The sequence below is a fragment of the Ignavibacterium sp. genome, assembly GCF_025998815.1.
In the GTDB taxonomy this organism is placed as follows: domain Bacteria; phylum Bacteroidota; class Ignavibacteria; order Ignavibacteriales; family Ignavibacteriaceae; genus Ignavibacterium.
Genome location: NZ_AP026678.1, coordinates 2,745,655 through 2,769,973, shown reverse-complemented (window position 1 = coordinate 2,769,973; position 24,319 = coordinate 2,745,655). Strand labels below are relative to the sequence as shown.

Below are 24,319 nucleotides of genomic sequence, written 5' to 3'. Positions count from 1 at the left end.
AGAAATTGGCTGTCATTTCAATTTAACACTGTCAGTCTTCGACTAGCTCGGACTGACAGATTAAATTTAAAACACAATTTGATTCATTCACTTAAAAATTAAATTAACTTAATCAGACAGCTCACAAAAAATTATTAAGCAGACTTTGCATCAGCTTTAATATAAATGGGTTCAGCACCATTTTCTACTACATCACGGGTTATGATACACTTTTCAACATGCTTTTTATTCGGAAGCTCGTACATAATATCGAGCATAAACTCCTCAACAATTGAACGTAATGCTCTTGCACCCGTTTTCCTTTCGATGGCTTTTTTGACAATCGCTTCAAGTGCAAAAGGATCAAACTCCAGATCAATTCCTTCCATAGCAAAAAGTTTTTTGTACTGTTTTATAATCGCATTCTTAGGTTCGGTAAGAATGCTCTTGAACGCTTCCGGACTTAAAGGATGAAGTGGAGCGATAATAGGTAATCTTCCGATTAGTTCCGGAATAAGACCAAACCGCAGTAAGTCTTCAGGTTGAATAAACGGCAGTAAATCTTCCTCTTCAATGTTTTTCTTTACATCAGCATTGAAGCCCATTTTATTTTTGTTAATTCGTTTGGCAATAATTTTATCAATACCTTCAAACGCACCACCGACAATAAAGAGAATATTTTTTGTGTTCAGATTAATCAGACTTTGTTCGGGATGTTTTCTTCCGCCTTTTGGTGGAATTCCCGCAATCGTTCCTTCCAGTATTTTAAGAAGTGCCTGTTGAACACCCTCACCTGAAACATCTCTGGTAATTGAAGTGCTTTCACTCTTTCGTGCAATCTTATCAATCTCATCAATGTAAACAATACCCTTCTGAGCTCTTTCAAGATTATAATCTGCTGCCTGAAGTAAATGAACCAAAACAGTTTCAACATCATCGCCAACATAACCTGCTTCTGTAAGAGTTGTTGCATCTGCTATTGCAAAAGGAACATCAAGTATTTTTGCAAGTGTTTGTGCAAGTAAGGTTTTTCCAACTCCTGTTGGTCCTATTAAAAGAATGTTGCTCTTTTCGATTTCAACATCATCGAGTTCAAAGAAACTGTTTCTTGAGGTTATTCTTTTATAATGATTATAAACTGCAACGGAAAGAATTTTCTTTGCTCTTTCCTGACCGATTACATAATCATCAAGAGCTTTTTTAATTGTTGCCGGTGTATGATAACTCCACTTCGGAGTTTTGTAATATGAATTGTTATTGTTATAAGCAGCAAGATTTGTTTTCAGAATATCTACACTGCTTTGCACACAAATATCACAGATATAAACATCAGGACCTGCGATGAGACTATTTACTTCACTACTATCTCTTCCGCAAAATGAACATTTGATTATTTTATTTCCTGGTTTTTTAGACATCAGTTTTACCTTCCTTCATTTTTTCTCTTAGATGCTGAATTCTTTCTCTGGCTTCATCAAGATAGATTGATTTCGGAAACCTGGCAAGTAGTTTCTGATATGAATCTATCGCCTTTGAAAAATCAACTATTCCATATTCATAGATTTTTGCTGTCAAATATAAAGCTTTGTCAGAATATATGTTTTTCTCTTCCTCATCAACAATTGCACCCAATTTCTTTAATGCTTCCGGATAATTATTCAAGGCCATTTCCATTTCTGCACTTCGTAATTTGCAGATTGAATGAAGAACAAATGCCTGTGGATTAAGCGCTATTTCTTCATAAAGATTTTTAGCTGTTGTAAAATTTTTCTGCTCGGTAAAAATTTCAGCTTTACAAAATTTCACAAGGTTAGACGAATCATTCTTTGCTGTGTTCAATATAAGTGAAAATTCCAGTGCATCATTAGTTAAATCATTCTTAGTATTTAATGTAACCTTCTTCAGTGCTTCAATTGCTGAATTAAAATTTCCTTCGGATGCCAGAATTTTGGATAACTGAAGTGATGCAATGTTTCTATCATCTTCAAAAACCCGGTTACTGTTTTGCGCTGTAAGATATTTTTCTTTTGCAATTTCAACCTGACCAGTTTGAAGATAGATGTTTCCCAACTCAATTAGCGCTTTTGGAAAATATGTTGAAGTCGGATAAAGATTTACAATTTCATTTAATTGCTCTATTGCTTTTTCAGGTTTGTTGTTCACATAAAAAAGAATCAGTGCAGAACGATATCTTGCTTCGATTGCAATTTCAGAATGCTTGTATAAATCGGCTACCTCTTTATAAGCCGAAAGAATTTTCCGGGTTTTTTCTTCACTCAAATATGTTGATGAATAAAATGTCTTCCACTCAGGATTATTTTTTCTGAATTCCTGAAGAACAATTAACTCGAGTGTTTTAGTCAACCCAAGTTTGGCATTAGCAATTAGTTTAGATTCCGGAAAGTTTTTAATTACATATTCAAAAACATCTTTAGCAAGCTGAAAGTTTTCTTCATTCAGTAAGAAGTTTGCATAATCAAGCAGAAGTTGACCGCCTGAATTCCGGGCTTTGTCCACATCAACATAAAGCTCAAATGCTTTGTCAAATTCTTTGTTTTCGACCATCAGTTTTGCAAGCAATAGTTTGAAGGAAACATCCTGAGATTGATATTCCGATACAACTTTAATAGTTGGCTTTAACGCTTCGGGTTTATTAATAAAAGAAAAAATCTTTGCTTCCACTGTTGAATAAAGTCCGGGATTTTTTTTAAGCAATTCACAATATTCTTTCGTTGCATTTTCATATTGCATAGTTAGTGAATACAATTCACCTAAGTCAAAAGCATACAATGTAGGATCTTCTGATTCTTTCTTTCCTCGGTTTAATATTTCAATTGCAGTTTCAAATGCTCTTCTTTCAATTGCATAATTTGCAATAACTCTGAAATTAATGCTGTTTCTGTTTGCTTTGGAAAGAGGAATTTCCCAGACTTCTTTTGCTTTTTTATAATCACCCATCATATAGTAAACAGAACCAAGCTGACCAAAATTATTAGGATCCTGAGGATACATTTTTATTCTTGACTCGAGCAAAGAAATTGCTGCGTTATAATTTTTTGAGGTGATATAAAGATTTACAAGTTTGTTAAAATAATTTGGATTTTGGGTATCCTTACTATAAAGCTGTTCAATTATTTCGATAGCTTTTGAATAATTACCCTGCTGCTCGTAAGCTTCGGCAAGCATAAACTGATTTGCATCAAAAGGGTTATGCTGAGCAACGAGATTGATGCAACAAAAAAGGATGAATAATATTTTCTTCATATCAGTAAAATATAAATTCTTTGTTTGCTATCAAGTGTAAAAAAATCTTATTAAAGATAGTCTAAATGAATGATAAGCATTATATTGGGGTTGTATTGTAAATTACTTATTCACTAACCATCATAGAGGCTCAAAAATGAAAAAATTCTTTTTACTCGCTTTTGCAATTTTGTTATCTATTTTCATAGTTTCCTGCGATTCTGATAAAAATGAAAATATGAATTCCGACATTCCGCCCGACCCATCTGGTGTAAATGTTCCAGCACCCACTAAAAACAATGTTTTACCCACAGCAACATTTAATCCGGTTGGAAATAGAATACAAATCAATTTATTAGGTTTGTTAGATCCAGCAACAAATCAACCATTGAATATTGCATATAATGTTAGCAACCCACAAAGTTCATCTATTTTTGTCGAAGAGGACGGAGTTGTTAAAGGATTAAAAGTAACAAAAGTTGGTTCGGGAACTGTACTGAAGGCTGATATTGTATTCCTCGTAGATAATTCAGGTAGTATGGATGAAGAAGCAGATTCAGTTGCAGCAAGTATTATTGATTTTGCAAATTTTCTGCAGGCAAATGGACTGGATGCAAAATTTGCTGTAGTTGGTTATGACTACGGAGTTAATGGTGGAATTAATTTTACAAATGCTCAAACTTTAAGTAATTATCTCAACAGATCAACGGGTACCTATAGAACATATAACTTTTCCGGAGCTGACAGTGCTTCTCTAACAAATCGTGCTTATCTTTTTGGATATCCAACAGGAGAAAATGGAGTAATTGCAGCAATATTCGCTGATAGTGTTTATGCCTGGAGATCAGGCGCACAAAGAGTATTCATTAATTTTACTGATGAACCAACCCAATCAAATGGTTCTGAGTGGAATAATGCAATGGGCTGTTCACTGCTTGGTGGAAAAGCCACAGTTCATACCGTATTCAGTGAAGATTCAACTTATTACTCTGGATATTGGAGCAACACAAATGAACGTCCTTGGGAACTTTCAAAATGTACTGGAGGAACAATTAAATTTATTCCAAATGATGCTGCAGGGTTAAGTCTGAGAGATTTGCCTGTTGCCGGTGCATTGGCAAACAGCTATCTTGTTGAATATGTATCATCGAAAACAGGACAAGCCCACACTGTTAAAATTACAGTTTATACTTCCACTGCCGATGGTGTAAGAACTTACAATATCAGTTATTAAATTCACAATAAACATTCATCAGATTTGAAGCCAGCTTAATGGAGCTGGCTTTTTGTTGTAATATTTCTTCCATTTTCTAAATCAGAAATTTGAATCACAAAAAGTGAATTTTTTAGTAATTTTTTTGTTTTATTTATCGTCCTCCTGCTCTATTACATTGATAATCTTTGCATTCTTTGATACTTTTCAATGTTAAATTATTAGAAAATGAAGAAAGTTTTAATATTAGGTTCTACGGGTTCTATTGGAGTTAATGCTCTGAATGTAATACGGAAATTCCCCGATAAGTTTGAAGTCGTGGGTTTAACGGTTAATTCAAACATTTCCGTTCTAAAAGAGCAAATTGATGAATTCCATCCTGAATTCGTTGTCGTAAAAGACGAACAAAAAGCTAAAGAATTATCTCAAATATTAAATTCTAAAGTTGAAATTTTCTCAGGCGAATCCGGTCTAATTAAAGTAGCCCAAAGCAAAGATTTTGATATTCTGATTGGTGCAATGGTTGGGTTTGCAGGATTGATTCCAACTCTAGAAGCAATTAAAAGAGGTAAACGAATTGCACTGGCTAATAAAGAAACACTTGTTGTTGCGGGAGAAATTGTTACTCGCCTGGTAGCAGAAAACGGCTCTGAAATTATTCCGGTTGATTCAGAACACTCGGCAATTTATCAATGTCTTATTGGTGAAAATTTAAAGGAAGTTGAAAAACTAATTCTTACTGCTTCCGGCGGACCTTTTCTTAACAAAGACAAATCCGTATTCGATAATGTTACTGTTGATGAAGCACTTAATCATCCGAATTGGAAGATGGGAAGCAAAATTACAATTGATTCGGCAACAATGATGAATAAAGGGCTTGAAGTTATCGAAGCACATTGGCTGTTCGGATTACCATTTGATAAAATTGATGTTGTAATTCATCCGCAATCGATAATTCATTCAATGGTTCAGTTTGTTGATGGTTCTATAAAAGCTCAGATGGGTTTACCTGATATGAAACTGCCAATTCAATATGCTCTTTCTTTTCCTGAAAGATTTGAGAATGATTTTGTAAGGACAGATCTTCCACTGATCAATAACCTGACTTTCTTTGAACCGGACTTTGATAAATTTGAATGTCTGAAACTTGCTTATAAGGTTCTTGAAACCGGTGGAACAGCACCTTGTATTCTAAACGCTGCAAATGAAGTTGCTGTTGATAAATTTTTGAAAGGATTAATTAAATTTTCAGATATACCAAAGTTTATCAATACGGCGCTCAATAAAATTGAAAATCATTCGAACCCTGATATTGAAACTATCATCGAATGTGATAAATTAACACGCAAATTTGTAAATACTTTGAATTAGTTAAGGAGATCATCTTTTAATGGATTATATAATTTATTTTGCAATAACAATCGGAATACTCGTATTCATTCACGAATTTGGTCATTTTGCTGCTGCCAAATTAAGTGGAATGCGTGCTGATGTTTTTGCAATTGGATTTGGCAGAAGACTTTTTGGCTGGAACAGAAAAACCGGATTTACTTTTGGCGAACTTCCAAAGGATTTTGATGGCGAAGGTCATACTGATTACAGATTATGTCTTCTTCCGCTTGGTGGCTATGTAAAAATAGCCGGAATGGTTGACGAAAGTATGGATGCAGAATTTGCTGATCGACCTCCTCAGCCATGGGAATTTCGTGCTAAACCATTGCTTTCAAAAGTATTTGTTATTACTGCCGGTGTGATAATGAATTTACTTCTTGCCTGGTTGATTTTCTGGGGTGCTAATTTCTTTCAGGGAAAACCATTTACAGAAACAACAACAATAGCTTATGTTGAAATTAACAGTCTTGCCGACTCTCTCGGTTTTAAGAGCGGAGATAAAATTCTGAGTATAAATGGTAAAGAAGTCAATAATTGGGAAGATGTAAGAAATGAAATTTTTATTAACACACTTGGTGAAGATGTTCGGATTTCTTTACTGAGAAATAATGAAACTATTTCACTTACGATACCGAGAAATAAAATTCCGGATGATGAAACTCAGGCAGCTTTTCTTTTGCCCGAAGGCGTTAAACCTGCTGTTGGTGAAGTATTAAAAGATTCTCCGGCAGAAAAAGCCGGATTCAAATCAAACGACATTCTTCTTGCAGTAAATGATGAAGTTGTTTTTACACCCAAACAAGTTACTCAGATTATTTCATCAAATAAAGGAAGTGAAATTAGTGTAAAAGTTCTGAGAGACAAGGATACAACACAGCTTGCTGTTGTTCCGAATAATGAAGGTAAAATTGGTGTGGCAATTGGGACAGTATTCACAGGAAAAGTTCATTACAAAACTTATGGCTTCTTCGAATCATTTTATTATGGTTGGTTAGATATTGTAAGGATGACTGATTTAACATTCAGTATGCTTGGTAAAGTTTTCTCAGGCAATATCGAATTCAAAAAAGCATTTGGCGGACCTATCAAGATTGCACAATATGCAGCAAAATCTGCTGACAGTGGACTCTCGAGTTTCTTATATTTTCTTGCACTTTTAAGTTTAAGCCTGGCAATACTTAATATAATGCCTTTCCCTGTTTTGGATGGCGGACATCTTGTAATGATTGTGGTAGAAGCAATTATAGGAAAAGAAATTCCTGTTAAGATTAAGCTTGCAATTCAGCAGGTCGGTATGGTTTTGCTTCTCCTCTTAATGGCATTTATAGTTTACAACGATATTCTTTCACTTTAATCTTATCGTAGCTCAACTCTCCGGGGTTGAGCTACTTTTTACAACTCTCATTTTTCCCTTTTATCAAATTTTATAACCATTCATAAAATTATATAGCCACTCCCTTTTAAGGTTATTTATGTTAACTCAGAAACTTTAATTCTATTTTGTGTTTTATGGGATTATATTTGTTTCAGAATTATGATAATCAATGACAATTAAACTTTAATTAAAAAATAGATGAACCTGACGAGAACCTGGATATATTGGATTTCGCAATTTTCTGGCTGGACACTTTTTGTTGTGCTAAACATTCTGATCTCATCCACTTTTGAGGAATTTAAAAGCGAATATATTTATTCCTGGATATTCCTGGGAATACTTGGACTATTTTTAAGTCATCTCTACAGAAATTTTATTAAAAAACGCGGATGGAAAAATCTTTCACTGAAATCAATTGTACCAAGAATTTTTATTGCAAGCTTAATACTTGGTATTATTCATTTCATATTAGTTTTTCTTTTTAATATTGGATTCAAAATAATTTCCATTGAAGAATATCAGCTTGGCGGGATTATTGCAAGATTAGTTAACCTTAGTAGTTTATTTTTATTCTGGTCAGTGATCTATTTTGCTGTTCATTATCTTGAAAACTATAAAAAAGCAGAAATTGAATCTTTAATCTTTGAAGCCGCAGTTAAAGATTTCGAACTCAAGACTCTTAAGGCACAATTAAATCCTCATTTTATTTTCAATGCAATGAATAGCATTCGTGCTCTTATTGAAGAAGATCCTGAATCAGCAAAAAACGCTGTTACCAAACTTTCTAATCTGATGCGCTACACTTTGAAGATAGAAAGAACCGAGACTGTTCCACTTGCTGAGGAATTAAGAACAATTAAAGATTATCTTGATCTGGAAAAAATCAGATTTGAAGAGAGATTGAATTATAAAATTAATTCAAACTCTGAAGCTGACAGAGTTGAAATTCCACCAATGATGATTCAAACGCTTGTTGAAAACGGAATAAAACATGGAATTTCAAAATCTACTTCCGGTGGTGAAATAAATATTGATTGCAGCATTAATTCTGATAAATTATATATCAAAATCATTAACACCGGAAGCTTTGATGAAGAGCAACTAAAAAATTCAAAAGGATTTGGAGTTAGCAATACAATTCAGAGATTAAATTTACTTTACGGTGAAGAAGCATCTTTCATAATTAAAAATATCAATCACAATCAGGTAATTACTGAAGTAAAAATACCTTTAGGAGGAATAAAACATGAAAGCTTTAATTATTGACGATGAAAGACTCGCACGAACTGAATTAAGAAGACTGCTTGAACCTTTCAAGGATATTCAGATTGTTGGCGAAGCTGTTAATGCAGATGACGCTGCCGAGAAAATTGCACAACTGAATCCCGAGTTATTATTTCTTGATATTCAAATGCCGGGCAAAAGTGGTTTTGATTTACTTGAAATGCTGGATAAAGTACCGAAAGTTATTTTCACAACTGCTTATGATGAGTATGCACTAAAAGCTTTTGAATATAACGCGCTCGATTATCTGCTCAAACCAATTGAACCCAAACGACTTGAAGAAGCAATAAGAAAAATTGTTGAGCACGAGAAAAAAGATGTGCAGGTTAAATCTGCTTTGCCTGAAATTTTGTCAGCAGAAGATCAGGTGTTTGTGAAGGACGGAGATCGTTGTTGGTTTGTGAAACTTGAAAGAATAAGACTGTTTGAATCCGAAGGAAATTATGTAAGATTATATTTTGAAGATAACAAACCACTTATTCTCAGAACACTCAACTATCTCGATGAGCGATTAGATCCAAGGTCATTTTTCAGAGCAAACAGAAAACACATTATTAACCTTAAATGGATTGAAAGTATTGAACCATGGCTTAATGGAGGATTGTTAGTGAAACTTAAAGGCGGACAAAAAGTTGAGGTATCTCGCCGGCAAGCTGTTAAGTTCAAAGAAATGCTTAGTCTCTGAAAGCTAATTAAGGAATTCCCAGGCAATTCCAAATCTGAAATTTCTTTCAGGCATTGGATAGTAAGATGTAATGTAGTATTTCTTGTCGAAAATATTTTCGATTATAAAATATACTATTGCCGCTCTCCTTACTTCTCCCGCTAAAGTAAAATCCAATCTCGTAACAGATGGAACTTTAAGAATTCTTGTTTCAACTGAACTGAAATTTTGCTCTCCGATATAAGTAAAAATGAATCCTGTTTTAAGATCAAGATTATTATCAAATAAGAAATCATTATAGAACAATCCTGTTCTGCTGGTAAAATCAGGAATGAAATATAATTCGCTTCCGGAAGGAGAATTGTACAAAGCGTTCTGAGATTCAAGAAGAATAAAACTGTACTTTGCTTTTAATGAAAATCCTAAAGCACTTGTTTTCTCCGCTTGTTTGTAGTAGTGGTAGTAATTTGCAGAGTTAACAAGATATTCGTTTATGATATAGTATAAATCTGCATTCAGAAAATCATTCGAGAAATTAATTCCGGATTGAAAAAGAAAAGATTCCTTAGCTGATGATGAAGTTGAATAAACATCAAGGAATGAACCGCCTAAATAAAATTTAAAATTATCATTTAACTTATAGTGCACATCTGCTCCAGTGCCTGAGTTACTCGGATTTACTGAATAACCAAATGGAGATATGATAATCTCGGAATCGTCAATAATTATTCCTCTTTCAAAATTCTTATCAACACTTGAGTATTTATAGAACAAGCTAACATTTAGTTTGTCCTGCAGTAACTTTGCCGAAAGAATTCCGCCAAGAGAGAATACTTTAAACTCATCTTTTAAAAAATATGTATCAATAGCAGGGAAAATTCTGTCATCTCTTATTCTTGCTGATTGTTTTTGATTCTCGTAATCAACAAAAAGATTAAAATCAAAATTCTTGACCGATAACTTATTCCTAAAAGATAATCCTAAAATTTTTTCTTCAGTATAATCAAACAAAACATCTCTTTGGGAGACTTTACTAAATCTGTAATAAAGATGTAAATCTGATTTCAACCAATTGAATAAATTCGTTAGTAAACTCAATTTCGGAAAATGTTGAAGTGTCTTTAATTCATCGTTTGGATTATTCACTGGAGCTAAAAAATTATCATACAGAATTGAGTTGACATCAGATGTTAAAGCTGAGATGCTATCTATATCAACTCCACCGTTAAAACCAATTTTATAATCGTTATAATTATACGAAGCAATGAGATTAATATCATTAGAAAGAAAGTATTTCAATCTTGTTTTAATTTGCCATATGCTGAATTCAGTATTGCGAAAAGTGCTGTCTTTAATTCTGTTTGTTATGTCAAAAGAAAATAAAAAATTTTTTGAAACCAAAGCATGAAAATTTGCATCAACACTTGCTTCTCTGTCTGGTCCCTGTATGTATCTTATTCTTGAATAAGGTTGTTTAGGAATAAAATCTCTTGTAATAAAATTGACAGTAACAGGATACATATAACTGCCATACAAAAATCCTCGTGGCAATGGCAAAACTTCAATCGAATCAATATCTTCTGTTTGAATCAGATTAAGATTGAATGAATTGCGGAATCTGTCGTTAAGCGAAATTCCATCAGACATCCAGTTAACAAATGGATTTCCGATACCATATAATAATACTTCATTCGGATAACCAACGAAGCCATAATCTCTTTGAAATGATAAAGGAAATTCGTTCAGCAAGTCGCCGGCAAATCTGTAGTTGCTTTTAATTATTCTTTCACGAGAAATAAAAAGATTGTTCTGTTCAAGTTCTTCAATTGTTAAAATGTTAACTGAATCTGTTTGAACAATAAATGTAGAATCGGGAATAAGTGTTGTGTCATCAACTGTTTGATTAAGATGAAGCGAATCAATTACCTGAGCGAAAGAATTTATTGAGATAAGCGTAATTATGGTTAACAGCTTCATTTTTTTTTCCTGAGATTTGCATATCAAATATATGTTCCATTTACAAAGACATCAAAGTAAAATTCAATAGCTTATGCTCTTACAATATATTAAATGGCTATCGGAACAAATGCAGCAAGAAAAAATATTGTTGCGAGAATATTTCATTTGAGATAAAAACTCTTTATTTTCGCTTGTGTAAATAACAAACAATTACATTAACATAAAGGAGAGGGCATATATATGGCCGCAAAACCAATGACCAAAAATCAGATTCTTGATCATCTCGCAAAGAAAACCGGCGTTACAAAAAAATTAGCTGGTCAATTTCTTGATGAGTTCGTTTCTCTTGCTTACAAAGAAGCAAAGAAATCATTTGTTATTCCAGGTCTTGGAAAGCTCGTTGTTGTTAACAGAAAAGCAAGAATGGGAAGAAATCCTGCTACCGGTGAAACAATGAAGATTCCTGCAAAGAGAGTTTTGAAATTCAGAATTGCAAAACAAGCTAAAGATGCTGTTCTAAAATAGTTTATTCCCACTCTCACAATAGTATTGCTTTCTACTCATAATTGGCGGAGGATGTAGCCCACTACTGACCTTCGCCTTTTTTATTTTAAATTTAATTTGAAAAATCTTCTTGTGAAGTAAACATTCTATTATTAGTCCTGAATTCTAATTTCTGATTTCTTATATTTTGAACAACAAAAACTCATCTTTATTTATATGAAACCAAGATCAGCAAAAATCAAAGAACTTAGTCTGGAAAATGTTTTCAGTGCACGCATCAAAAAATTTCAAAGATTGATGCGTTATAAAATTCGTGAGATACTTCTTGTTTCAAGCATTTATGATAATTACCTGTTCGAAGAAGATGGAAGACTTTACGAACTGATAAGAGAAGAATATCAGAATCTGAATTTAAGTCAGGCACCGGAAATAACTCATGTAACAACAGGCGAAGAAGCTCTTGAGCTGTTAGCTTCTAATGAATATTCCTTCGATTTGATTATTACAACGCTTCATATTGAAGATATGCATGTTATAAAGTTTGCACAGATGGTTAGACAATCCGGCAACAATGTTCCTATTATTCTTCTCGCATACGATAACCGTGAGAGAAAAGATCTTGTAATGAATTATGATACTTCGATCTTCGAGAGAATTTTTATCTGGAGCGGCGATTACAGATTGCTAATCGGAATGATAAAACTTGTTGAAGACAGAATAAACATTGATAATGATACTAAAAATATTGGTGTGCAGGTAATCATTCTTGTTGAGGATAATGTAAAATTTTATTCTTCATACCTTCCAATTATTTACACTGAAATTTTCAAACAGTCACAAAGGTTGCTGGAAGAAGGTGTAAACATTACTCACAAATTTTTACGAATGCGTGCAAGACCGAAAATTCTTCTTTGCACCAATTATGAAGAAGCATGGAATTATTATGAAAAATATCATGAATATATTCTTGGGATTATTCTCGATATTAATTTCAGACATCAGGGAGTAAAAGACCCTGAAGCAGGAATTAAGTTCGCTCAGAATGTAAAAGCACAACAAGATGATATACCGATTTTACTTCAGTCAAGTGATTTGAAATTTAAAGACCGCGCAACAAGCATCGGTGCTGCATTCCTTCATAAAAATTCTCCAAGATTGCTACATGACTTGCGTGACTTTATGCTCGATAATTTTGGTTTTGGTGATTTTATTTTTCAAACTCCCGAAGGAAAAAGAGTTGGCAGAGCATCAAATCTGGATGAGTTGGAAGAAGCACTCGAAAAAATTCCGGAAGAATCATTAGCATATCATGCTCAACGAAATCATTTTTCCAAATGGTTAAAAGCGAGAACTGAGTTTTGGCTTGCTCATAAATTAAGACCAAGAAAAGTAAGCGACTTTCCATCTGTTAATGACTTAAGACTTCATCTGATAAATTCAATAAGAGAATATAAAAAACTCCAGAGACGCGGTGTAACAATAGATTTTTCAAAAGATAGTTTTGATCCCAAAAATACTTTTGCAAGAATTGGTGGTGGCTCGCTTGGTGGAAAAGCAAGAGGGCTTGGATTTATTAATACACTTATAACCAATTACGAAATCTCTAAAAAGTTTGATGGTGTTGAAATTTCAGTTCCATCAGCCGTAGTAATTGGCACCGAGGTTTTCGATCAGTTTCTTCAGATGAACAACCTCGAATCATTTGCTTATCAGGAAACTGATGATTTACTGATTACTCAGAAATTTATTGATGCCGAAAAATTTCCGGAAGATGTTCTGGTAAGATTGTACGATTTTCTTGAATTGGTTAATACACCTCTGGCAGTTCGATCATCAAGCTTGCTTGAAGATTCTCAGTTTCAACCTTTTGCCGGTGTTTATGAAACTTATATGATTCCGAATAGTAATCCTGATATTAAAGTGAGACTTGAAGAATTACTTCAATCAATAAAATCAGTTTATGCATCAACTTTTCATCAGCGTGCAAAGGATTATCTGAAAGCAACTTCATATCGTCTTGAAGAAGAGAAAATGGCAGTGATCGTTCAGAAGCTTGTCGGCTCAAGTCATGAAAACAGATTTTATCCTGATTTTGCCGGTGTTGCAAAGTCTTATAATTTTTATCCATCTCATCCTCAGAAATCCGAGGATGGAATTGCACATGTTGCTTTGGGTTTAGGAAAATTAGTTGTTGAAGGTGGAAATTCTGTAAGATTCTGTCCGAAATATCCCAAACACTTACTACAATTTTATTCAACCAAAGAGACTTTGAGAAATTCGCAATCATATTTTTATGCGCTCGATCTCAAAGGTACGCTTTCAAAGAAAATTGAAAGCATCGAAGATACTTTAGTAAAAAGCTATAATCTTGAAATTGCCGAGAAAGATGGAACACTTGGAAATGTAGCTTCTACTTATTCTCCTGAAAACAATACTATCTATGATGGGATATCAAGAGATGGTATTCGTGTTGTAACTTTTGCGCCAATATTAAAACATCAGATTTTCCCTTTACCTGAAATATTAGATTTACTTCTTGATCTTGGTGCATGGGGAATGGGAACTCCCGTAGAGATTGAATTTGCTGTTAACCTCAATCTACCTCCTGGCGAACCAAAAGAATTTGCAATGCTGCAAATGCGTCCGATGGTTTTAAGTCGTGAAATTGATGAGCTCAGAATTGTTGATGTCAAACAGGAAGACCTTCTTTGTAAAAGCAATCATGTTTTGGGTAATGGAGCAATTGATGGAATTTATGATATCGTTTTTGTTGATAAGGAAAAATTTGATCGTTCGAGGAGTAAAGAAGTTGCTGCTGAGGTAAGTAAATTTAATCATGTGTTATTCAATGAAAAACGACCTTATATTCTAATCGGTGTTGGAAGATGGGGTTCACTTGATCCGTGGCTTGGAATCCCTGTTACCTGGGATCAGATTTGCGGAGCTTCAGTTATCGTTGAATCAGGATTTAAGGATTTTCAGGTTGCGCCATCACAAGGTTCACACTTCTTTCAGAATCTTACTTCATTCAGAGTTGGATACTTTACTGTTAACTCACTGGATAATTCCGATTTTATAGATTGGGAATGGCTTAAATCTCAACCAGCTATATCAGAACTGACTTTTACAAAACATCTTCGATTTGATAAACAAATTGCAGTAAGAATTAATGGTCACGAAAACCGGGGAATAATTGTTAAACCCGGCGTTGATATTTCGGAAAAATAATTATTAAAGCTTGGCTCCACCTATATGAAATACAAAAACCTTAATCTTGCTTTTCTGTATGAAATTGTTGTTGGCTTCGGATGTATTCTATCTGTTGCAATCTGGGGACAAAACGGATTGGCAACAATTGCTTTAATTGCTTTACGTCCAATCATACTTGAAAAAGAGCAGATTAAAGATGAAAAAAATTATTTCACACTTTCATACAAAATACTTTCGAGCAGTATCGTAATTGTTGCGATGCTTATCATAGCAATATTTATAATATTAAATTTTGTACCTCACTTAATTCCAAAACTTCCGCCTCGCGATAAAATTCTTTTTCTGCTTCTTCCTTTTTTTCTTATGACTCACGGTGTTGTCGGATTTATGTACAATCAGAAACACTGAATGTTTCCAAACTTTTTTGCTTTTATTTCAATATCTTTCGAAAGAAAAACTGAGTAATAAATGAACGAGTTTCTTGTAATACAAGACATTGTTATAATTCTTTTAGTTTCACTTCCGATAATTTTTATTTTCCGAAAAATTAATCTTCCCTCTCTGGTTGGATTTCTGTTAGCCGGAATGATTATTGGTCCTTATGGCTTTAAATTGATAAAAGCAGTTGATGAAATTGAAGTAATGGCAGAAATAGGCGTGATACTCTTAATGTTCACAATCGGTCTGGAAGTCTCATTCACACAAATAAATAAGATTAAAAAAATCTTAATCACAGCGGGTGGACTTCAATTTCTGATTACATCAGCAATTGCATTTTTAATTTTTGCTTTTGCAGGTATACAAATAAACCAGGCAATCTTTCTCGGGTTTTTAGTTGCTCTTTCGAGTACTGTAATAATTATGAAGTTACTTTCGGAAAGAAATGAATTAGAAAGTCCTCACGGAAAAATTTCCGTTTCTATTTCACTGTTTCAGGATTTAATGATTGTACCGCTGTTCTTAATTCTGCCAATCTTAAGTACAGATAAAAACATCGATACAATAAATGCCTTAATAAAAATAGGAGTTGCCTTTGGTGCAACTGCTATTTTGCTCTTTGCGGCAAAATATTTTATGCCTCCAATTATTCATCAGATTGCACGATTGAGAATGCGCGAAGCTTTTACTGTTGGAATTATTCTTCTGATTCTCGGAACTGCATATATAACTCATCTCGCCGGATTATCTTTTGCAATCGGAGCTTTCATTGCCGGATTAATTTTAGCTGAATCTGATTATAATCATCAGATACTTGCAGAGATTCTTCCCTTGCGAGATGCTTTTAATAGTATATTTTTCGTCTCAGTTGGATTGCTTTTGAATATTCATTTTGTTATCGACAATCCAGCACTTATTTCAGGAATAACTGTTTCTGCATTTTTATTTAAAACGCTCATTATAATTCTTATTGTCCTTGCCTTGAAATACCCTCTGAGGATTGCAATACTTTGTGGAATTGGACTTGGACAAATTGGTGAGTTCTCATTTGTTCTTGCTCAGGCAGGAACAAAGTTTAATTTAATTGGCAACGATATTTATAATTCATTTCTTGCTTCTTCAATATTTACAATGATTCTTACACCTATAATTTTTCAACTTGAACCATGGATTACCAGACAAACAGCAAAGCTTAAATCACGAATCGATGATGAAGAAGTTAAATATGCCGAAAAACTTTCTGCTCATGTTATTATTGCCGGTTATGGATTAAATGGAAGAAATCTTGCAAGAGTGTTAAGGGAAACAGGAATAAAATATATTGTAATTGAATTGAATCCCGATACTGTCCGACAGGAAAAGCAAAATGGTGAATTCATAATGTTTGGAGATATAAGTCGTGAAGACATTCTCAAAATAGCCGGAGCAGAAAGAGCTAATGTAATTGTCTTTGCTATCTCCGATCCGTTGATAACAAGAATGAGTTTGAAAGTTGCTAAAAGTCTTAATCCTTCCATTTATGCGTTGGTACGAACCAGATATATTAACGAAGTTGATGAGTTGATAAAACTCGGTGCTGATGAAGTAATTCCCGAAGAGTTTGAAACTGCTCTTCAGATTTTCAGAAAAGTTCTGGAAAAATATCATATTCCATTAAATGTAATCATGCAGCAGGTTACACTGCTAAGGCAAGAGTCATATTCTCTCTTACGTAAAGAAGGAATGGATATTTCCGCATTTACTCACCTCGATGAAATTCTGGCTCAGGGACTAACCGAAACTTTCTTTGTAAACGAAGAAAATCCGTTTATTAACAAATCCCTTTCCGAAATTAATCTTCGTGCACAAACAGATGCAACAATAATCGCTATTGTTCGCGATGGAAATATGATTTCCAATCCTTCAGGAAAAGATATTCTGATGGCTGGAGACACAATAATTCTCTATGGCACTCACAAATCGGTTGACCGTGCGATTGAATTATTGAATGGTGGTAAGTTTGAGTAAATCATTTCTGTTTAGCCGTTAAAATATTTTTCCATTCATCATTAAAATATTCTGTTCAAGTAAAAGTTTTCTCGGCTCATCAACTAACAGAATATCTTTACATCAGCTAATTATAAAAGGTGAGAAACATGAAACATTATTTAACCACACTTCTGCTTTTAACTTTTACTCTAATGAGTAGTTCTTTTGCCTCAAATCTTTTCAAGAAAGATTTGGAGCTTATTCATCATAAAAATTTTAAAATCGAATCCGGAAAACTTCTGAAACTTTCTACAGATGGTGGAGATGTGGCAATTACTCCCTGGCACAGAAATGAAGTTGAGGTAAAAATTTACGGGAACGAAAACGCTAAAGAGAAGTTCGAGTATTATTTTGATGCCGATGATCAATCCATCAACATCAAAGGAGAAAGAAAAAAGAAGTGGAATTTCTTTTCAAATATCAGACTGAAGTATGAAGTTAAAGTGCCCGCTAATTTTAACCTCCAAATTTCAACTGCTGGCGGAGATATAAAAGTTGGCGCTGTTAATGGCGAAATTTCTTTAAATACATCTGGTGGAGATATCTGGGCTGACAGACTTACCGGCGTAGTAAAATTAAACACTTCAGGCGGAGATATTAAAATTTTCTCAAACGATGCCTCAATTGAAGCAAGAACTTCCGGTGGAGATATTACTCTTGAATACACAGGACAGAATAAAGGAATTGAACTCAGAACCTCAGGTGGAGATATTGAAATAACTTTACCCTCTGACTTCGGTGCTAAAGTTGAGCTTTCAACATCTGGTGGTGATGTTTCCTGTAACTTTAAGCTTAATAATGTTGAAAAGATGAGCAGAACAAGAATTATTGGTGAAATAAATAATGGCGGTAATAAACTTATCGCAACAACATCAGGTGGAGACATAGGAGTTCGTCGCAGATAAATTCGGTATTTAAATTAAGATTGGCTCGTAATTATAGCCGAGCCAATCTTCTTCACATTTTGAAATTTCAAATTCATTCCTGATTTTGACATCAACAAATTTTTAATTGCCAGAATGAGTAAAAGAATAATCTACAATTACCTGAATGATGATGAATTACTGAGAATTTCAAACACAATTAAAGATGTTGAAAAGAAAACCTCTGCTGAAATTCTTGTAGTAATTAAAGAGAGAAGAAATTTTTTTGAGAAACGAAAATCAATCAGAGAACTTGCAGAAACTGAATTTCAGAAATCCGAAATTACAGCAACGATAGAAAAAACGGGTATTTTAATTTTTATTTTACTAACTGATAAGCAATTCTACATTCTTGCTGATAAAAAAATCAGTGACAAGATTGAACAAAAAATTCTTGACAATATTGCAAATCAAATGAGCAACACTTTCCGCTCAGGAAATTTTCCAAAAGGGATAATTGAATGTATAACTGCTCTGTCCGATATCCTTTCAAAACACTTTCCTGTTTTACCAGATGATATTGACGAAATATCAAACAAAGTAAGATTTTCTTAAAGACTAAACTCATAACATCTCAGATTTAATAGGTCACTAAAATTTCCCTCTTTTTTTTGGAACTATAAAAAAAATACTTCGGTTATGGAATTATCATCCATAAACTAATCAAAGGAGTCACTATGAAAAAACTAATTGCTCTTTTTGTCTCATTCCTGTTTCCTTTCATTTCGGTTGCTCAGACAGATGTTCTTTACAGCTCTAAAACTTCAGGAACATCCAAAGGAGAACCTATAAAAATTGATCAAACTGAAAGTACTGTAATTTTTCAGGATGATTTTAATGGAGATAATACTGAAACAGGTCTTAATTCCCGTGGCTGGATCACATTAAATGTTGATGGGGGCGGAACAACTTCCTGGTTCCAGGGAAATCCTACAGTATTTAGCGCTTATGAAGGCCCTACAGATGGTTATGTTGGTCAGAATTATAACGGAGCTAATGGATTTTTAATTGATCAATGGCTTATTTCTCCACCGATAACTGTTAATGCAGGAGATACTTTAAGTTTCTGGCATCGCTCGCCCGATAACTCAACTTTTGATGATTCAATATTTGTCAGATATTCAACTACAGCAGGTACTACTCCTAATGATTTTGATGTTACCTGGGGAAGATATAAAGTCAGCAATACAGGTTGGGCAAGATGGACAGGAACTTTTCAACACTCTGGTACAGTTCGATTTGCAATTCAATACTATCACACTAATGGTGGACCAAGCGGAAATTATTCAAATTATTTTGGTTTAGATTATTTGCAAGTTATTTCATCAAGTTCTACTGCAAGAGTTCAGGTTATTCATAATTCAGCCGATGTATTAGCCGATCCTGTTGATGTATATGTAAATGGAACTCTTGCTCTAGATAACTTTGCATTCAGAGCAGCTACTCCATTTATTGACTTACCTGCTGGTGTTACATTAAATATAGGAGTTGCACCAGGAAATAGTACATCTGTAAACGATACATTAAAAAATTTCCCGGTAGTTTTATCTGCTGGAGAAAAATATGTTGTTTTTGCAAATGGCGTTCTTAATCCAAGTCTTTATGCAGCAAATCCTGATGGAAGATCAACAGCATTTACTTTATTTGTAAAGCCACAGGCAAGAGAAACTGCTGTAGGTAGTGGAGTTGATATCTTTGTATTGCACGGGTCCACTGATGCCCCGACTGTAGATGTTAAAGCAAGAGAAGCAGGCAACCTTGTGCTTGTTGATGATGCTGCTTATGGTGATATCACTCCTTACTTTACCGTTCCGGCTGGTGACTATACATTAGATCTTTACCTTGCTGATGGAACAACATTAGTTGGTTCATTCATAGCGCCACTCTCAGGATTAGATGGAAGCTCTTTAGCTGTGTTTGCTTCAGGATTTTTAAGTCCTGCTGGCAATCAGAATGGTGCTGCATTCGGTTTGTTTGCTGCGCTTGCAAACGGAACAGTTGTACAACTTGTTCCGGGAGTTGTTCCTGTTGAGCTCTCTTCATTCACAGCAAGTGTAAATGGTACAAGTGTTTCATTAAATTGGACCACAGTTACTGAAACAAATAACCGTGGTTTTGAAGTACAGAGAAAATCTTCCGAAGGTGATTTTGTGACTGTTGGTTTTGTAAACGGAAGAGGAACAACTACAGAAATTCAGAATTATTCCTTCACTGATTCTGATTTACCAATCGGAAGCTACGCATACAGATTAAAGCAAATCGATTTTGATGGTAAATTCGAATATTCAAAAGTTGTAGAAGTATCTGTTATCGCTCCAAAAGAATTTTCTTTAGAGCAGAACTTCCCCAATCCGTTTAACCCAAGCACTCAGATTACTTTCAATCTGAAAACTGATTCTGATGTAAGCTTGAAGGTATTTAATCTTTTAGGTCAGGAAATTGCAACCTTAGTTAACGGAAGATTATCTGCAGGTACTCAGCAAATTGAATTCAGAGCCGACAATCTTTCAAGTGGTGTTTATTTCTACAGAATAGATGCAATAGGCATTGATGGTACAAACTTCTCTTCTACAAAGAAAATGATTTTAAGCAGATAGATGATGGTTGGATAGTTAGTTAGTTGCTCTAAATGAAAGCCGGCGTAAGCCGGCTTTTCTTTTTAATTTGCTTTCATTTCTGATTCGTAATGATCCCGATATTTTTTTATCGCTTCGAATATATATGCTGCCATTTCTTTCTGACCAGTCTTTGAAGCAAGATATTTCGCATCGGAAGGATTAGATAGGAATCCGGTTTCAATCAAAACATTTGGCATTGATGCACCAACGAGTACATAAAATCCTGCCTGCTTAACTCCTCTTGAACTTAACTTCGGATGTTTTGTAAACTCATTATGAAGTAACTCTGCAAATTTTTCTGAGTAACGCATATATGCAGACTGAGCCATCGAGACTAAAATAAAATTTTCATCAGTAAGTTTTTGATATCGCTGTGGATTTTCTTCATACTGAATTACACTGTTTTCGAACTCGGCAATTGCTATTGCTTCTTTGGTTCTTCCGGGACGCAAAAGATAAACTTCAAATCCATTTGCATCTGTAGGTTTTTTAGGAGTTGAGTTACAATGAATGGAAATAAAAAGTTTTCCGTTTTTTTCGTTTGCAATTTTTCCGCGTTTATATAAATCAACGAAAGAATCATCTTTTCTCGTAAAGACAACTTTAACATCTTTCATCTGAGATTGAATTAATTTTCCAAGCTCCAGTGCAATTCCAAGATTAACATCCTTTTCTTTAACACCGTTTACTCCAATGGCACCTGCATCTTTTCCACCGTGTCCAGGGTCTATCACAATAACATCAAATTCCCATTTTTCTTTTTTAGGTGATTTATCCGTTTTTACAAAAAGCTTATTATGAATTGTAATAAGAATATCGTTACTCTTTTCAACATTTATTACTTCGTTTGTAGTGTATTCGGGTCCGACAAATATTTTTAACTCCAGATCATTACCAACATTTCTTGATTGAATTTTTTTTACGACACCACCAGTTCCTTCAAAACCTGTATTTGAAATATCTGCATTAACTTTTCTGAAGATAAGTGTTAACACTCCATCTTTGAATGAACTTGCATAAGAAGGAATTCTTTTGTTTGATTTTAACCTGATTAAAGTGCCGTTTGCTTTTTCATCTATTTCCAAACCGGTTACTTCAAATTTTGAATCTGATTTAACTTCACTAAGATCCGTTTGAATTGAACCACGTCTCAGAATCAGTTTATTCGGAGCTTCATACTTTAAGGTTGTTCCCAGGAATTTTTGCAATACATCAACACTATACTTTAATGGTATGAAAATCTTATCTGCCACATAATAACTTGATGTTGCAAGTTGATATACTTCCTGCGAATTTTTTCTTCTATCAGTAATAACTATGAAAGGATTTCTTGAAGATACTTTGAACAAATAACTATCATTCTTTAATTCAATTTTCTTTGCAGACTGATTATAGTAATAATTAATCTGCGATTTATCAGCAAAATCCTTAAGCGACAAATAATAAGTTCCCTCTCTAATGAATGCAGGAACCGGGAAAGTTTTTGTTCCATCAACAATAATTATCTGATTCTTATTCTGCGATAGAATATTAACAGCTAATGAAATAAAAATCAGAAAAGATAAAAGTCTGTGCATTCTTCTATCCGATAAATGGAAACAAAAAACCGGATTTTTCTTTATACGATTTGAATTCTTCCGGTAAATATTTTTGAAAAAGTTTCTCTTCTTCCTTTGCACGAAGTATAAGAAATGGTATTTGAATTAAAGTCAATGGTAATAAGATGTAACTAAGAGTTGCAAGCGCTCCGGCTAAATCTACAAAAATTTGTGAGAGATACTGTGGATGACGAATTATTTTGTAAGGACCGACTTTAATAATCTTATGCTCTTTTCTGATTGCAATCTCCTGTGAATAATATTCTCCCAAAGTTCTGAAAGACCAAATTTGTATCCAGGAGAAAATCAGATAAACAACCAAAGCAACAACTCTGAGCGAAAAGTATTTCTCTTCATACACTAAAGTACCAATCTGAAAAACTGCAAGAATCAATACTAACAGATTAACTGTTGATATTGCCAGAGGAAGAGTCTGTAAATAGGTTTTTGGCTTATCACGAAAAACAGCAAGTTTGTCTTTAACACCTTTTTTTGCTGCACCAATGTTTGCTGCAAAAGTAGCAATTATGTTAATTGCAATCAGAATGTTTATTGGGTCCATCGTACTTCTTATTTTTTTTCGCACAAATTTAATGATTATTGCAGTAAGAGGAAGAAAAAAATTTAGGTATTTGCTTTTATCCAAAAGCATCATTCAAATATTTATATCAACACACACCAATTAATTCATTTTGTTCAAAGGTAGATTTAATAAATCCTCGCACAGCACTGAACATATTACATTATCTAATCTATTTTCATTATTTTTATCAGAAATTTTTTAATCTATGGAAACAGATAAACGAAAAATAGCTGTTGTTGCTGTAAGTGGCGGAATGGATAGCTGTGTAACCGCTGCAATCGCCAATCAGGAATATGAACTTGCATTAGCTCATATTAATTATGGACAAAGAACTGAAAAACGAGAGTTGAAAGCTTTCAACGATATTGCAGATTATTTCAATGTAAAATATCGCTTGATTATAGACTACACTCACCTTTCAAAAATAGGTGGTTCATCACTAACTGATTTTAATATTAAAGTCAGTAAAGCTAATCTCAACAATAAAGAAATTCCCTCTTCTTATGTTCCATTCAGAAATGCGAATATACTTGCCGCTTGTGTTAGCTGGGCAGAAGTAATCGGAGCAGAAGCAGTTTTTATCGGCGCTGTGTATGAAGATTCATCCGGTTATCCTGATTGCCGCCCTGAATTTTTTGAAGCATTTGAAAAAATGGTTGAGCTTGGGACAAAACCTGAGACACATATCAAAATAAAAACTCCAATCATAAACTTTTCAAAAGAACAAATTGTTAAAAAAGGCATAGAGCTTAACGCTCCATTGCAATTAACCTGGAGTTGTTATCAAAATGAAGACGAAGCCTGCGGCATCTGTGATAGCTGCGCTCTTCGCTTAAGAGGATTTCAAAAAGCAGGAATTGATGATCCAATTCCATATAAAACTAAACCAATTTATATCTAACAAAAGGAACAAATATGAACGATAAGAGAAAAATTCTTGAAGTATTTGAAAACAAATATCCGGACAGAGATTATACAATTACTCATGTTGCACCTGAGTTTACTTCACTTTGTCCTAAAACAGGGCAACCGGATTTTGCTACAATTACTGTTGAATATATTCCTGATTTACTTTGTGTTGAATTAAAATCACTTAAACTTTATTTCCATTCATATCGTAATGATGGAATTTTCTATGAAAGTCTGACAAATCAAATTCTTGACGACCTTGTTGCTGTTGTAAAGCCAAGATATATGCGAATTACAGCTGAGTTTAATGTTCGTGGTGGAATTTCTTCAGTTGTTGAAGCAGAATATTACAGCGATGATTATTATGATGAAGACATAAACTTTTCTTAAAAATGTAAT

At 33.9% G+C, this 24,319-nt stretch carries 19 protein-coding genes; 14 read left to right on the top strand and 5 right to left on the bottom strand.

Annotated features, from left to right (window positions below):
• Nucleotides 1-134 precede the first annotated feature (134 nt).
• Together clpX and Q0X14_RS11990 are read right to left on the bottom strand one after the other, a co-directional pair.
• The gene (clpX, locus tag Q0X14_RS11995; RefSeq protein WP_297838861.1) at nucleotides 135-1,397 is read right to left on the bottom strand and encodes an ATP-dependent Clp protease ATP-binding subunit ClpX; all 1,263 of its coding nucleotides are present in this window, start codon (nucleotides 1,395-1,397) and stop codon (nucleotides 135-137) included.
• Entirely contained in the window at nucleotides 1,390-3,243 is a 1,854-nt protein-coding gene (locus Q0X14_RS11990; protein WP_297838858.1) for a tetratricopeptide repeat protein, read from the bottom strand. Before Q0X14_RS11990 ends, clpX begins: the two co-directional genes overlap by 8 nt.
• 136 nt (nucleotides 3,244-3,379) lie before the next feature.
• Between Q0X14_RS11990 and Q0X14_RS11985 the strand changes: the two genes are divergently transcribed.
• The 5 genes from Q0X14_RS11985 (at nucleotide 3,380) to Q0X14_RS11965 (ending at nucleotide 9,171) form a co-directional block, all read left to right on the top strand.
• Complete coding sequence (locus tag Q0X14_RS11985; RefSeq protein ID WP_297838856.1) at nucleotides 3,380-4,456, top strand: vWA domain-containing protein; 1,077 nt, start codon at nucleotides 3,380-3,382, stop codon at nucleotides 4,454-4,456.
• A gap of 207 nt (nucleotides 4,457-4,663) precedes the next feature.
• Nucleotides 4,664-5,806 (top strand): 1-deoxy-D-xylulose-5-phosphate reductoisomerase, encoded by a 1,143-nt coding sequence (locus tag Q0X14_RS11980; RefSeq protein WP_297838853.1) that lies wholly within the window; start codon nucleotides 4,664-4,666, stop codon nucleotides 5,804-5,806.
• 19 nt (nucleotides 5,807-5,825) lie between these two features.
• Nucleotides 5,826-7,181, top strand: a complete 1,356-nt coding sequence (rseP, locus tag Q0X14_RS11975) for an RIP metalloprotease RseP (protein WP_297838850.1) — start codon at nucleotides 5,826-5,828, stop codon at nucleotides 7,179-7,181.
• 219 nt (nucleotides 7,182-7,400) lie between these two features.
• The gene (locus Q0X14_RS11970; protein WP_297838847.1) at nucleotides 7,401-8,468 is read left to right on the top strand and encodes a histidine kinase; all 1,068 of its coding nucleotides are present in this window, start codon (nucleotides 7,401-7,403) and stop codon (nucleotides 8,466-8,468) included.
• Nucleotides 8,449-9,171 carry a LytTR family transcriptional regulator DNA-binding domain-containing protein gene (locus tag Q0X14_RS11965; RefSeq protein WP_297838844.1) on the top strand — a complete coding sequence of 241 codons (723 nt, stop codon included), beginning with the start codon at nucleotides 8,449-8,451 and terminating at the stop codon, nucleotides 9,169-9,171. Before Q0X14_RS11970 ends, Q0X14_RS11965 begins: the two co-directional genes overlap by 20 nt.
• A gap of 3 nt (nucleotides 9,172-9,174) precedes the next feature.
• On the opposite strand, the gene Q0X14_RS11960 is transcribed toward Q0X14_RS11965, so the two are convergent.
• Nucleotides 9,175-11,127: a TonB-dependent receptor plug domain-containing protein gene (locus Q0X14_RS11960; RefSeq protein WP_297838841.1), complete on the bottom strand. Its 1,953-nt coding sequence runs from the start codon at nucleotides 11,125-11,127 to the stop codon at nucleotides 9,175-9,177.
• Between the two features lie 222 nt (nucleotides 11,128-11,349).
• On the opposite strand from Q0X14_RS11960, the gene Q0X14_RS11955 reads away from it, so the two are divergent.
• The 7 genes from Q0X14_RS11955 to Q0X14_RS11925 all read left to right on the top strand — a co-directional run bounded on the left by Q0X14_RS11955 (nucleotide 11,350) and on the right by Q0X14_RS11925 (nucleotide 20,809).
• Nucleotides 11,350-11,634, top strand: coding sequence for an HU family DNA-binding protein (locus Q0X14_RS11955; RefSeq protein ID WP_304143972.1), 285 nt, complete (start codon nucleotides 11,350-11,352; stop codon nucleotides 11,632-11,634).
• Nucleotides 11,635-11,829: 195 nt separating this feature from the next.
• Complete coding sequence (locus tag Q0X14_RS11950) at nucleotides 11,830-14,841, top strand: PEP/pyruvate-binding domain-containing protein (RefSeq protein WP_297838838.1); 3,012 nt, start codon at nucleotides 11,830-11,832, stop codon at nucleotides 14,839-14,841.
• A 24-nt stretch (nucleotides 14,842-14,865) separates the two neighbouring features.
• Nucleotides 14,866-15,231: a hypothetical protein gene (locus Q0X14_RS11945; protein ID WP_297838835.1), complete on the top strand. Its 366-nt coding sequence runs from the start codon at nucleotides 14,866-14,868 to the stop codon at nucleotides 15,229-15,231.
• Nucleotides 15,232-15,291: 60 nt separating this feature from the next.
• Nucleotides 15,292-17,268 carry a cation:proton antiporter gene (locus tag Q0X14_RS11940; protein WP_297838833.1) on the top strand — a complete coding sequence of 659 codons (1,977 nt, stop codon included), beginning with the start codon at nucleotides 15,292-15,294 and terminating at the stop codon, nucleotides 17,266-17,268.
• A gap of 128 nt (nucleotides 17,269-17,396) precedes the next feature.
• The gene (locus Q0X14_RS11935) at nucleotides 17,397-18,194 is read left to right on the top strand and encodes a DUF4097 family beta strand repeat-containing protein (RefSeq protein ID WP_297838831.1); all 798 of its coding nucleotides are present in this window, start codon (nucleotides 17,397-17,399) and stop codon (nucleotides 18,192-18,194) included.
• Between the two features lie 114 nt (nucleotides 18,195-18,308).
• Nucleotides 18,309-18,767 carry a TPM domain-containing protein gene (locus tag Q0X14_RS11930; RefSeq protein WP_297838828.1) on the top strand — a complete coding sequence of 153 codons (459 nt, stop codon included), beginning with the start codon at nucleotides 18,309-18,311 and terminating at the stop codon, nucleotides 18,765-18,767.
• Between the two features lie 122 nt (nucleotides 18,768-18,889).
• Entirely contained in the window at nucleotides 18,890-20,809 is a 1,920-nt protein-coding gene (locus Q0X14_RS11925; protein ID WP_297838824.1) for a choice-of-anchor J domain-containing protein, read from the top strand.
• A 62-nt stretch (nucleotides 20,810-20,871) separates the two neighbouring features.
• Here the strand turns inward: Q0X14_RS11925 and Q0X14_RS11920 are convergent, their stop codons facing one another.
• Together Q0X14_RS11920 and Q0X14_RS11915 are read right to left on the bottom strand one after the other, a co-directional pair.
• On the bottom strand, nucleotides 20,872-22,407 hold the full coding sequence (locus Q0X14_RS11920) for an N-acetylmuramoyl-L-alanine amidase (protein WP_297838821.1): 1,536 nt from the start codon (nucleotides 22,405-22,407) through the stop codon (nucleotides 20,872-20,874).
• Between the two features lie 4 nt (nucleotides 22,408-22,411).
• Entirely contained in the window at nucleotides 22,412-22,990 is a 579-nt protein-coding gene (locus tag Q0X14_RS11915; RefSeq protein ID WP_297838818.1) for an isoprenylcysteine carboxylmethyltransferase family protein, read from the bottom strand.
• A gap of 226 nt (nucleotides 22,991-23,216) precedes the next feature.
• Here Q0X14_RS11915 and queC point away from each other — a divergent pair, with 226 nt between their 5' ends.
• Complete coding sequence (gene queC, locus Q0X14_RS11910) at nucleotides 23,217-23,912, top strand: 7-cyano-7-deazaguanine synthase QueC (protein ID WP_297838816.1); 696 nt, start codon at nucleotides 23,217-23,219, stop codon at nucleotides 23,910-23,912.
• Nucleotides 23,913-23,926: 14 nt separating this feature from the next.
• Nucleotides 23,927-24,310 (top strand): preQ(1) synthase, encoded by a 384-nt coding sequence (gene queF / locus Q0X14_RS11905; RefSeq protein WP_297838814.1) that lies wholly within the window; start codon nucleotides 23,927-23,929, stop codon nucleotides 24,308-24,310.
• The last annotated feature ends 9 nt before the right edge of the window (nucleotides 24,311-24,319 follow it).